Genomic DNA, 12,631 nt, shown 5'->3' on the forward strand with positions numbered 1-12,631 from the left:
ATACAAGTACAAGCAATAGACCTTTTACTTTGGCAGCATTAAAAAGTGCCATCTTTTTCTGTTACAAAAAAGATGGCACTTTTGATCTGTGACAAATATTTAATTAAATTTTGTGTAATGAATGAGGTCTCCCAAATAATCATATCCAAACTGGTACACCAGTATATTTCTGATCACCGCATATCCAAAGAAAATACACACTCCCAAAATCAACATCCACAATCTCGGCTTCATGCTCTTCATCTCTTTGGCTGTCAGTTTCTTTACCATCCATCCTGCAATACACCATAGAAACATAACCCCGGTATATACAACGGTTGGATTACATAAAAATGCTCTCTCAATATCCAAATGCAGCAGTGCGGTCACACTTCTTGTCCCGCCGCATGCCGGACAATAGAAATGTGTTACTTCCTTAAAGAAGCATGGCATACTTCTTATGATCTTATATAGAGTCATCATTTTCATCGATATATGTATCATAATGTGTATTAAACTCTTTCATTTCATTCTGAAAATCCGAACTAAGCAAAATATTCACAACAAAAACTATGATCAAGATCACAGAACCAATGATGCCTATAATCCCACAGATCAATCCTGCTTTCGCCTTATTTCCTCTTGTTCCTCTGACTTTTGGTGTCACCGCAAAACAAATGACCGCTGCAATCCCAGTGATAATTGCGATTGGCGTACAGCAACAACTGACCATGCATACAACTGCTATGATTCCGAGGATCATTGTTGCGATCACAATTCCACTTGTCTGCTCCTGCTGTGGTTGTTCTATGTGATCATCTTCGTAACGATATCGTCTGTATGAATCATCATCTTGTGTATGATATTCTTGTGTTGAATCTTCATCTTTGATCTCGTATCCAGTATACGGATCGTATCTCTTATCTTCCATATTTTTTTCCTCTACTTTCTAATGTAGCGAATCATTCCAGGCCCTAATTTATCCGTTGGACGAGAAATAAATTCATGTTTGTGATAAAATGGTTCTCTTCCGATCGCACACATCAGATCCAGCATGATCTCGGTTCCTTCTTCACAAAGATTCTCTACATACTCGATCAGATCTTCTATGATTGCACTTCCGATTCCATAATGCTGATAATCTGGATGAATCATTAAATCCTGAATGTAACAAATGACCGCCCCGTCACCTACAAGTCGTCCCATTCCAACGATCTTGGCATCAATGTATGCGCAGACGATATACAAACTGTTGTCTAAGGCTTTCCTCGCCTGTGTTCTTGATAATGGTTTAAAGTTGACCGCTTTTCTTAATTCCAGATACGTATCAACTCCTACATTATTTGATACTAGTGTTACTAATTTCATTCTTTCCTTGTCTTCTTTCTTCTATATAATATGTTTCTCTTCCTAATGTCAAAATTATTTCTCTGATTGGCTATCATCTTATCACGAATTTTATCACATTACAAGAAATGAATCTTTCTTATTATATTTTATAATTTTATACACAATAAAACAGGTGATTTTTATTTTTTTCCACAAAAATCACCTGTTTCTTCTATATAATAGTAGATATTTTAAGAACTAATCCTGTAATGCATCTACATCACGTTCTCCGGTACGGATCTTAACTACATTCCTTACTTCGTAACTGAAGATCTTCCCGTCACCAACTTCTCCTGTAAATGCAGATTTCTGAATAGCATCGATCGTTTTTCTTTCCCATTCTTCAGAAGATACGACGATCTCAAATTTAATCTTTGGACGCATCATCATATCAACTTTTGTTCCACGGATAACTTCTGTAAAACCTTTCTGTGCTCCGCATCCCATAACCTGTGATACTGTGATTCCATTAACTCCGATTTTATTTAAAGCTTCTTTGACATCTTCGAATTTCTCTTCTCGAACAATTGCATTAATTTTGATCAACATATATTTTCACCTCTTTTAATCTAAACCATTAAAACTTGGGTAAGCATTCTCTCCGTGTTCTGATACATCCAATCCGACTTTCTCAGCTCTTTCTTCAACTCTTAATGGAGTAAAGATACGGACAATCGCGATACAGATCAGGCTTCCGACTACTGCAACTGCGATAGATACAAGAATCCCTATGATCTGTGCTACAAACAATCTTGTTTCTCCAAACACTAATCCATTCCATTTTGCGACTCCATTGATGGATGTCATTCCAAATAATCCTGTTGCAATACCACCCCAGATACCACCGATTCCGTGACATCCAAATGCATCCAATGCATCATCAATCTTTAATTTTCCTTTGATCAGTTTTACACCGAAATAGCAGATTGGGCTTACTAATAATCCACAGATCACTGCTGCCCACATTGGAACAAATCCGGCTCCCGGTGTGATTGCTACCAGTCCGATAACTAATCCTGTGGAAGCTCCGACTAAAGTTGTTTTTCCTTCTGAAAATACTTCGATCAACATCCATGAAACAAGAGCTGCGGCTGCTGAAACAGATGTTGTCATAAATGCATGTGCTGCAAGTCCATTTGCTGCAAGAGCACTTCCTGCATTAAATCCATACCATCCAAACCATAACAGTGCAGCTCCTAAAAATACAAATGGTGTATTATGTACGTGGTAGACTCCCTGGTCATATCCACGACGTTTTCCAAGTGTTAAAGCTAATACCAGACCGCTGACCCCTGATGTGATATGAACGACATTTCCTCCTGCGAAATCGACAGACCCGATCTCTGCTAAGAATCCTCCTTCTCCCCATACCATATGTGCCATTGGGTAGTACACGATCAATGACCATAAGATAATAAAAAGAACTAATGCTTTAAATTTCATTCTTCCTGCAACAGATCCTGTGATCAGTGCTGGTGTGATCATTGCAAACATCATCTGAAATGCTGCAAATGCAAGGTTTGGAATCGTATCTGCGTATGGTCCTGGTTTCATTCCAACTCCGTTAAAACCAAACCATTTTGCTCCTCCAATGATCCCTGCATGGTTTCCACCGAAAGATAGTGCATATCCAACAAGTACCCACATGATCACGGAAACTCCCATGATAAATACACACTGCATCATCGTGTTCCCAACGTTTTTCCTTCGTACCATTCCTCCATAGAAAAATGCAAGACCTGGTGTCATAATAAATACAAATGCTGCACATAGCAGAATAAATGCTGTATCTCCTGTGTTCATAGTATATTCCTCCATTCTCATTTTCAACTATGCTTCTATGCTCGTCAGAGTAGCTGGTTCTGACATTATTGAAAATCTCTCGAGAGAATGTTTTTATTAACTAATTCTAGCTAATAAAAAAGGAGCCAAAGCACACTTTTCTTTATGCTTTGACTCCTTCGTCACGTTTATAGTAACAAAAGGTGTTTTAAAATGCAAGATTTATTTATGTATTTTTATCAAGACAATTCTGATTTGTGGATAGTGTTGCATGTATGAGTCAAAAAGAAGATAAGAAAAAACATTTATAAGAATACAGGGTGACACTCCGCATTTTTGAAAGCGTTGTTTACAAATCGCTGATTCGCGCCTGTTCCTTTGATAACTCCCTGGCTGCGAGCCAAAATGCCCGCAGCTACGGTCAGACAATCAACCACAGGGCGCTGCGAATTTGTAAAAAACGCATTCAAAAAGTGCTCATGTTGTCACCCTGTATTCTTATAAATGTTTTTTCTTATCTTCTTTCTGACTCATACAACGGAACGCTATTCAAATCACTACATAGTGTGTATGTTAAACGGTATTGGTTAATAATTTTTGTATTCGTTAACAGAAGGTAAAAGAACTTTTACAGCACCGATTTGTAGGGTAGTTTGATGAACTGAAGTTATTGGTGGAATATTATAAAAATGGTTATATGTCTGCGACGCGCTCTCGCTCGACTCACTACGCAGCTGTACTAAGCTCCTGAATGATCGGAAGCGCAGCATTAGAATTTTACCACGTTTTTTACGGATTCGCAGCCGGCTTGGTGCGTTGTTTGAGCCTCAAAGAGTTCTGTTTTCAATACTTTTGAAGGCGAGTTACGCAAGGAAAGCCGGCGGATCAGCGATCTGTAAAAAACGTGAGTAAAATTCTCTAGCTGCGCTTCCGATCGTTTATTTATTTTTTATCATATACTCGAAATCTACAGTTGACCAACTTACAAAAATTTAAATTTATTTCTTATTCAACGTCTGCTAATGCTGCAAGATTTTCTTCTCCTGTACGGATTTTAATAACTTTATCTACGTTGTATACAAAGATCTTACCATCTCCGATATGACCTGTGTAAAGAGCTTTCTTCGCAGCTTCAATGATGTTTTCTACTGGGATATTTCCTACGATAACTTCAACTTTAACTTTTGGAAGTAATGTTGCATCGACTTCAGCACCTCTGTAACGTTCTCCGGCACCTTTCTGGATACCGCAGCCCATAACCTGAGTGACTGTCATACCAGTTACACCAACATCGTTCATTGCTTTTCTTAACTTGTCGTATCTTGTTAATTTTGCGATAATAACAACTTTATACATTCCTGTAGGTACAAGATCTGGAGCTTTGCTGACCTGTACAGCTGCTGCTTTCTGTACTTTAGAAGCTCTTTCGTAATCTTCTTCTCCAAGAACAGTATTTGCATTTTCTTCCATGATCATTGTGTTAGAAATATCCATCATACTGAATCCAGCATATGCTGATGTTAAACCATGTTCTGGTCCATCCAGACCGATGATCTCTTCTTCTTCTGTTACACGAAGACCAATCGTTGCTTTGATAATTGTAAATGTTAAACTGATCGTCACGGCTGTCCAAGCGCAGACACAAACAATACCGATAATCTGAATCTTTAATAATCCAAATCCACCACCATAGAAAAGTCCATTTAATTCACTTCCTGGTGCAGTTTTTGTTGCAAATAATCCTGTTGCTAATGTTCCCCATAAACCGTTCATAAAATGAACCGCTACGGCTCCAACTGGGTCATCAATTCTTAATTTATAATCTAATAACCATACTCCAAAACAAACAAGTAATCCAGAAACTGCTCCGATCACAATTGCTCCAAAAGCATCTGTGACATCACATGGTGCTGTGATCGCTACAAGTCCTGCAAGAGATGCATTTAATGACATTGATACATCAGGTTTTCCATATTTTACCCATGTAAATACCATACAAACAACTGTTGCGACTGCTGGTGAAATTGTTGTTGTTACGAAGATAGATCCTAACTGTTCAACAGATGTTGCTGCTGCACCGTTGAATCCATACCAGCCAAGCCATAAGATAAATACTCCTAATGCTCCAAGTGGAATATTATGTCCTGGGAATGCATTTACTTTTGTGATATTTCCATCTTTATCTTTTGTGAATTTACCAATACGTGGTCCTAAGAATTTTGCTCCGATCAGTGCGGATAATCCACCAACCATATGAATTGCACAAGATCCTGCGAAATCATGAAATCCCATCTGAGATAACCATCCACCACCCCAGATCCAATGTGCTTCAATTGGATAGATCAGTGCAGAGATTACTGCAGAATAAATACAGTAAGATAAGAATTTTGTTCTCTCTGCCATGGCTCCGGATACGATCGTTGCTGTTGTTGCACAGAATACTAAGTTGAATACAAAACTTGACCAGTCAAAATTTGCATAAGATGTAAAAATGTCAAATCCAGGTTTTCCAATCAATCCGATCATATCTTCCCCGAGTAATAAACTGAAACCGATCAGAATAAATACACAAGTACCAATACAGAAGTCCATCAGGTTTTTCATGATAATGTTTCCGGCATTCTTAGCTCTTGTAAATCCGGCTTCAACCATTGCAAATCCGGCCTGCATCCAGAATACCAATGCGGCTCCGATCAGGAACCATACCCCAAAGATCTGGGTATTTACTGCGTTCATAATTTCTTTTGTCATATCTTTGTCCTCCCATTTCGAAAGTTTTTTTTTTCATTCAGGAGAAACGCGCGTGTCTTTACTCAATGAATTGATTGAAGGCTTTTAGAAATCCTTCTTGATAAAAAGAAAAGGCGTTATGAAGAATGATCTGTGTCATCTCATAACGCCTTTGTTATGGTTGGAATTATAAACGCCTTATTTTTATTTGTCAATAATATTTTTATGCAAAGAATGTATCTTTTTTAGCACAATCTTAACTATTTAATTCGTTCTCAAGCATACGGTATCCAACTCCGACTTCTGTAAAAACATACTTTGGAACTGCTGGATTTTTCTCAATCTTGCGGCGGATATTTGCCATATTTACTCGCAAAATCCTATTGTTCGTATCTGCATGAGGTCCCCAGATATCTTTGATGATAGACTCATATGTAATAACCTTTCCTGCATTCTCTGCAAGAAGGGATACCAGTTTATATTCAATCTGTGTAAGACGGATTTCTTCTTCTCCAAGAAAGACTCTTCGCTTATCAAAATCAATCTTTAACTGACCTGCATGATACATTGGTGTCTTCGTCTCTGCTCCCATTGGCTGTCTTCTATGTCTTAGGGCAGTACGGATTCTAGCAAGCAGTTCCTGATTGCCAAATGGTTTGGTGATATAGTCATCTGCTCCGGCATCCAGGGCTTTTACTTTCTCTGATTCTCTGTTCCTTGCAGAAATCACGATGATCGGAGTAACTGCCCATTTTCTGATCTCGGAGATCACATCGATTCCATCCATATCCGGTAGTCCAAGGTCTAATAAGATTACATCCGGACAGTATGATTCCGCACACTGGATTGCCTGATTTCCTGTAGTTGCTATGATTGGTTTGTAGCCATTGGTTTTTAAGATCGCTGATATAAAATTGCCGATGTTTTCTTCATCTTCAGCAATCAATACATTAAATTTTATCTCTGTCATAGTTCCTTTTCCTCCGTCAATTCTTTTTCATCCATTGGCAGACTAAAACTAAACTCTGCTCCATCCTCATAGTTTCTTGCATAGACATCACCTTGATGTGCCATAACGATTGATTTACAGATACTTAATCCGATACCCATGCCCTTACGGCTTTCATGGTCTAATGCACCTGCACAGCCGTCAAACAACTGGTCCAAGCGCTCTGGTGCGATACCATTTCCGTGATCACGGATATAGAATACAACTTTGTTATCTTCTTCTTTGATATCAAGTTCAATAGGTGCATCACTTCCGGAATGTACCCATGCATTTTCCAAAAGGTTCATAATTACCTGCTCGATCAAAGTCGGATCCATTGGAACCATTAAAAAATCTTCTGGAATCTTTACCTTTAATTCACTGTCTGGATATCGCTTCTGATAACGCTGGATCGCTTCTGCTACAACTTCTTCGAGAGGTTCCGGTACTTTCTTTACATGTGGCTGTGTGTCACTTCCATTGCTCTGGATCCTCGTGATACTAAGCAGGTTTTCCACCATGTTTAACAACCAGTTTGCATCTTCTTTGATTCCCATGACAAGCTGATCTTTTGCATCTTCATCCAGCTGGTCTTTAGCTTCTAAATATGTCGAACTTGCCCCGATCATTCCAGTCAGCGGAGTCCTAAGATCATGTGAGATCGCTCTTAATAAATTTGAGCGCATCTTCTCCTTTTCTTTCTCAATCTGAAGCTCATTGATCTGCTTGTTATATTCATTTAATTTTGCAAGTTCTTTCTCTCTCTTGACAGCTGCTTCTTTCTCTCGGTTTAAGCTTGTTGTTGTCATATTCGTGATGATTGCGATCACTAAAATTCCAAGAAATGTCATCGGATATCCGTCAATCATGAAATTAATCTTAAAGTATGGAAACGTAAATCTCCAATTAATAAAAATAACGCTTAACAGTGAAGAAACAATTCCCCATCCATATCCTTTTGTATATCTTGAGATAAAAAAAGTTGCCAATGTATAAATCATTGGCACATTAATGTTGTGAGCTGTCTGATAGAAAAAAATATGCGCAATGATGGTCGCAATGATCAGGATCGTGATCGAGATCAAAAAATCCTTCTCCCACTGCATCAAACCTTTTTCATTCTGCTCCATGTTTATTCTCCATTCGGCCGGATATTCACATCTATCTTACATTTTGAGACGTGATCAGAGTTCATACTCAGATCATAATCCACTTTAAGGTGCATCTGTTCTTCTTCTTCGATCCAGTCAATATTGCTTGTATTAACCCCCATCAAAAGACTTCCAAATGGTGTATCGTAGTAAGAGAGGTTTTCTTTTCCCTCTTCAAAGACCATATGAGAAGACTGTCCTCCTTTTCTTGTAAGTTCCACACTCTTTGGTCCGATCTTTATGACATTTTTTACGATCTCGTTGTCTTCAGAAAGTTCATCGTATAAAATATAATGTTTTCCATTTCTCAGGTAATAGGCACCTGTCGTCATCATCTCGATCGGATCATTTGGATCTACATCCATCTGAAGTCCTGAAATATTAATTAATATATCTTTTGTCATCTTATCTTCACTTCCTAATAATTCTCAATATCTACCGGCTGTACCTGATCCACACGGCATGGAAGTACTTTGTCGGCAAATGATAAAAACTGATCCGCCATATCACTGACATAATATTCATACTTCGCAGTATGATCTTCTGATGCCGCCATATCTCTCTGTGCGAGCATCTGCTTTAAAGTCTTCGCAACTTCATAGGCAGGGTTTACAAGTGTGACCTTATCCCCTACAAATCGCTGGATCGGATTGATCAACAATGGATAATGCGTGCATCCAAGGATCAAAGAATCAATATCATACTGCTTAAATTCTCTTAAATATCTGGATACCATATCTTCTGTAATACGGTCATCGATCAGTCCTTCTTCTACTAGCGGAACAAATAATGGACATGCTTTTGTAACGACAGTTACAGATGGATCTAGTTTCCTTAAATATTGGCCATACTGTCCACTCTTGATCGTTGCATTTGTCCCAATGATCCCGATATTCTTATTCTTCGTCGCATTCATTGCTGCGATCGCACCTGGCTGTACCATACCGATGATCGGCACATTATAAAGTTCCTGTAAATCAGCTAAGGCGAGCGCACTCGCTGTATTACAGGCGATGACCACTGCTTTAACACCCTTACTCAACAGAAAATTGACGATCTGTCTGGAATAGCGCACGATCGTATCTTTGGACTTCGTTCCATAAGGTACACGTGCAGTATCCCCAAAATATATCATACTTTCTTCCGGGAGCTGGCGCATGATCTCTCTTGCAACAGTGAGCCCGCCAACTCCAGAATCAAACACCCCGATTGGTGCATTCATATCAAATTCCTCCTAACGATATCTTGTCATTGCCTGATCGATCAATGTATCAAGTAACTCAGGAATATCAAGTCCGCATGCTTTCCATAACATTGGATACATACTGATCGATGTGAATCCTGGCAATGTGTTGATCTCGTTAAATACAACTCTTCCTGATTCTTCTAAGAAGAAGTCAACCCTTGATAATCCAAATCCGTCAACAGCTCTAAAGATTGCTTCTGCATCTTCTTTGATCTTGCGTTTAGATTCTTCTGGCATCTCTGGATCAACAACCGTTTTAGACTCTGCATTGTTGTATTTTGCATCAAAATCATAGAATGCCGCTTCTTCGGCCGCAAGGATCTCTCCAACACATGTACTCTTCACCTGTGTTCTGTCACCTAACACCGCACATTCCACTTCTCTTCCGACAATTGTTTCCTCACAAAGGATATTACGGTCATGTTTCACTGCTTCGTATAATGCCGCTTCCAATTCTTTTCTATTCTCTGCTTTGGAAACTCCCTTAGAAGATCCTGCGCAAGATGGTTTTACGAAGATCGGATATGGAATTTCCTTTTCCACACGATCCATTGCTTCTTCTAAATGTTCAAAATCGCTTTCTCTGACATGAACAAACTTTGCCTGATCGATTCCAATATGATCTACGATGATCTTTGTGTATACTTTATCCATTGAAACCGCAGATGCCAATACACCACATCCAACATATGGAATTTTAGACAATTCAAACAACCCTTGAACGGTTCCATCTTCACCATTCATACCATGAAGAACTGGGAAGATCACATCAACTTTCTGAAGTTTATATGTACCTTCTGCAAGGATCACTAAAGAACGAGTTGTTGTATCAGGAGAAATAAATGCTTTCACTTCTCCTTCTCTCCAGCTTCCATCTTCGATGTCTTTAACACTATCTACTAATAGCCATTTTCCTTCTTTTGTGATTCCAACTAAAATTACATTATATTTTTCAGTGTCCATGTTTTTGATGACTGTTGTTGCTGACAGACATGAAACATCATGTTCAGAGGAATCTCCTCCGAAGATCACTACTACATTCTTTTTCATTGATCTAAACTCCTTTATCATTATAAAAAGTATTTCATCATTATCATTTGATTATAGCACAAATTTTTCAAAAATAAATCCTTCAAAGTAAGGTTCATTCTCTTTATATGCTTTTTTATCGCGAAATGTCCATCCGTAAATTGGAATCTTGTAAAATCTGCGGCAGATCTTGAGTGGAAGACAGTCTTTATATTTATAGTGATAGGCTATAAAATCTGGTTTTGTAATAAAATTTGTCAATAAATTCTTCACAATAAAATAACCGATTTTGCGAGTAAGCGTCCCTTCTTCTTTTTCTTTCAAAAACTGCTCACTTAACTGCCCACGGATCACTTCTGGACGGTTTTTCTTAAACCAATACAGAGCGTACGGATGAAAACATTCTATACAATATAATCCTTTATATTGATCTAAAGCTTTTGCAACTTTCTTGCATAATTTACGGTTGCATGTTTCCATTTTTAATTCTACTAATAATGGTACTTTGCCATTAACTTCTCTTAAAACTTCCACAAACCTTGGAATTCTTTCTCTCGTTCCCATCAATCGATATCTGCATAATTCACGATAAGTAAGATCTGTGATCTTTTTATTTACTCCACATGTTCTCTTAAGATCATAGTCATGGTGAACTACCATTACACCGTCTTTGGTCAGCTGAACATCTAATTCTATTCCATAGCCTGATCCCTTTGCTTTCTTGAAAGCTGCCATGGAATTTTCTGGAATTCCTTCTTCTCCATGAAATCCTCTGTGTGCATAGTATTTTACATTTAATACCGGATGTTTTCTTTTCTCTCCCGGATCGATCATCTTGATGTATGCAAAGATTAAGACTGGTATCCATAACAGGATCATTTCACATCCCTCTTTTCTTCTGCCATCTGCATTAATGTTTCACGTTGATTTAACTGTGGATCTTCTAATACTTGATCTAACAGCCAAGATAAAATTTGACCGATTTCTTTTCCCTGTGGAACTCCCATATCCATCAAGTCTTTTCCATTGATCTTTAATTCTTTGATGGAAAGGCAGTTTTTCTCTTCGATGATTTCTTCGAATAATTTCTTTGTTTCTTGTAATACTTGTTCTTTCTTATCTCTCTGATAATCACTTTGTGCACTGATATCTGCTTTCTGAACCTCCATCAGTCTTGTAAACAATTCTGGGGTTAACTGGCTGACCCATCGTCTGACTGTTTTCTTATTGACTTCTTCTATTGAAGCAAATCTTCGGTCATGCCATCTGACAAGAGTTGTTACCTGCTTGATCGTCTGGTTGTCAAACTTTAATCTTCGGAGAATCTTCCTTGCCATCTCTTCTCCGATCACTGGATGTATTTTAAAATGATCTTTATCTGGACCTTCAACTCTCGCTGTTGGTTTTCCCACATCATGAAGCAGCATTGTCCACCGGTAAATATGTTCTGCTTCGATCTGTTTCATTGCTTCGATCGTATGGATTCCAACATTGTATTTGTGATGCGGATTATTCTGCGGTGTTTCCATCATAATATCAAATTCTGGAAAAATGATCTTCGTCACACCTAGTTTATATGCATTGACCAATACTTCTGGATGTGCCGATGTGATCAGTTTTTCAAGCTCTACCTGAATTCGCTCAGCACTGATATCTTTTAGAAATTTTGCCTGATTTTTAATTGCTTCTTCGGTTTTTTCTTCGATTTGAAATCCTAATTGAGCCTGAAATCTTAGAGCTCTTAAAATTCTCAATGCATCTTCATCAAATCGTTTCTTTGCTTCCCCGACACAGCGGATCGTTTGATTTTTAAGGTCTGTCATACCATCATACATATCAATGATCCCTTCACTGTCATTATATGCCATCGCATTGATCGTGAAATCTCTTCGTAACAGATCTTCTCTTAATGACTTTGTAAAATGCACTTCATTGGGACGTCTATGATCTTCGTATTTTCCATCGACACGATAGGTTGTTACTTCGTATGGTTCATGATTCATAAGAACCGTGACTGTTCCATGTTCGATTCCTGTATCTACCGTATGATCGAAGATTTCTTTAACTTCCTGAGGTGAAGCTGATGTTGTGATATCCCAGTCACCCGGAGTTCTTCCTAGTATGGAATCTCTGACGCAGCCCCCAACGATATATGCCTCAAATCCATGTTGTTCTAATGTCTGTATTACCTTTGCTGCCTGTGCGGGCATCTTGATCTTCATCCTATCACCTCTCCTTTTCTTTGTTCTTATATCTGCTTCTCATATTTATTTACTATTCTTACAAATGTATCTCGCAAACGGAAGAATTGCCGGAAATGTATCTTCATAATCCCCG

Annotated in this window: 13 protein-coding genes; all 13 read right to left on the bottom strand. The window is 38.4% G+C overall.

Translation table 11 applies throughout. The features are described 5' to 3' along the window. Positions 1-99 precede the first annotated feature (99 nt). The 13 genes from QUE18_RS12640 to QUE18_RS12700 all read right to left on the bottom strand — a co-directional run bounded on the left by QUE18_RS12640 (position 100) and on the right by QUE18_RS12700 (position 12,516). Positions 100-468 carry a DUF2752 domain-containing protein gene (locus tag QUE18_RS12640; protein ID WP_009202855.1) on the bottom strand — a complete coding sequence of 123 codons (369 nt, stop codon included), beginning with the start codon at positions 466-468 and terminating at the stop codon, positions 100-102. Then, a complete protein-coding gene (locus tag QUE18_RS12645) occupies positions 446-910 on the bottom strand; it encodes a hypothetical protein (RefSeq protein WP_009202856.1) in 465 nt (154 codons plus the stop codon). Before QUE18_RS12645 ends, QUE18_RS12640 begins: the two co-directional genes overlap by 23 nt. An 11-nt stretch (positions 911-921) precedes the next feature. Beyond that, on the bottom strand, positions 922-1,347 hold the full coding sequence (locus tag QUE18_RS12650) for a GNAT family N-acetyltransferase (protein ID WP_009202857.1): 426 nt from the start codon (positions 1,345-1,347) through the stop codon (positions 922-924). A 219-nt stretch (positions 1,348-1,566) separates the two neighbouring features. Continuing rightward, positions 1,567-1,917 (bottom strand): P-II family nitrogen regulator, encoded by a 351-nt coding sequence (locus QUE18_RS12655; protein WP_009202858.1) that lies wholly within the window; start codon positions 1,915-1,917, stop codon positions 1,567-1,569. A 15-nt stretch (positions 1,918-1,932) separates the two neighbouring features. Next, positions 1,933-3,171, bottom strand: a complete 1,239-nt coding sequence (locus QUE18_RS12660; protein WP_207641989.1) for an ammonium transporter — start codon at positions 3,169-3,171, stop codon at positions 1,933-1,935. A 984-nt stretch (positions 3,172-4,155) separates the two neighbouring features. Further along, positions 4,156-5,901, bottom strand: a complete 1,746-nt coding sequence (locus QUE18_RS12665; protein ID WP_009204201.1) for an ammonium transporter — start codon at positions 5,899-5,901, stop codon at positions 4,156-4,158. A 235-nt stretch (positions 5,902-6,136) separates the two neighbouring features. Continuing rightward, entirely contained in the window at positions 6,137-6,850 is a 714-nt protein-coding gene (locus QUE18_RS12670) for a response regulator (protein WP_008392188.1), read from the bottom strand. Then, positions 6,847-7,998, bottom strand: coding sequence for a sensor histidine kinase (locus QUE18_RS12675; RefSeq protein WP_009204202.1), 1,152 nt, complete (start codon positions 7,996-7,998; stop codon positions 6,847-6,849). The genes QUE18_RS12670 and QUE18_RS12675 overlap by 4 nt, the downstream gene beginning before the upstream one ends. 2 nt (positions 7,999-8,000) lie before the next feature. Further along, positions 8,001-8,423, bottom strand: coding sequence for a YwiB family protein (locus QUE18_RS12680; RefSeq protein WP_008392186.1), 423 nt, complete (start codon positions 8,421-8,423; stop codon positions 8,001-8,003). 14 nt (positions 8,424-8,437) lie between these two features. Beyond that, positions 8,438-9,241 (bottom strand): glutamate racemase, encoded by an 804-nt coding sequence (gene murI, locus QUE18_RS12685; protein WP_008392185.1) that lies wholly within the window; start codon positions 9,239-9,241, stop codon positions 8,438-8,440. A 12-nt stretch (positions 9,242-9,253) separates the two neighbouring features. After that, complete coding sequence (locus tag QUE18_RS12690) at positions 9,254-10,315, bottom strand: D-alanine--D-alanine ligase family protein (RefSeq protein ID WP_022091245.1); 1,062 nt, start codon at positions 10,313-10,315, stop codon at positions 9,254-9,256. Between the two features lie 51 nt (positions 10,316-10,366). Beyond that, a complete protein-coding gene (locus QUE18_RS12695) occupies positions 10,367-11,173 on the bottom strand; it encodes a glycerophosphodiester phosphodiesterase family protein (protein WP_009204204.1) in 807 nt (268 codons plus the stop codon). Beyond that, a complete protein-coding gene (locus QUE18_RS12700; protein WP_009204205.1) occupies positions 11,170-12,516 on the bottom strand; it encodes a CCA tRNA nucleotidyltransferase in 1,347 nt (448 codons plus the stop codon). The genes QUE18_RS12695 and QUE18_RS12700 overlap by 4 nt, the downstream gene beginning before the upstream one ends. Positions 12,517-12,631 lie beyond the last annotated feature (115 nt).

Origin of the sequence: Anaerostipes hadrus ATCC 29173 = JCM 17467 (genome assembly GCF_030296915.1) — a bacterium.
GTDB lineage: Bacteria > Bacillota > Clostridia > Lachnospirales > Lachnospiraceae > Anaerostipes > Anaerostipes hadrus.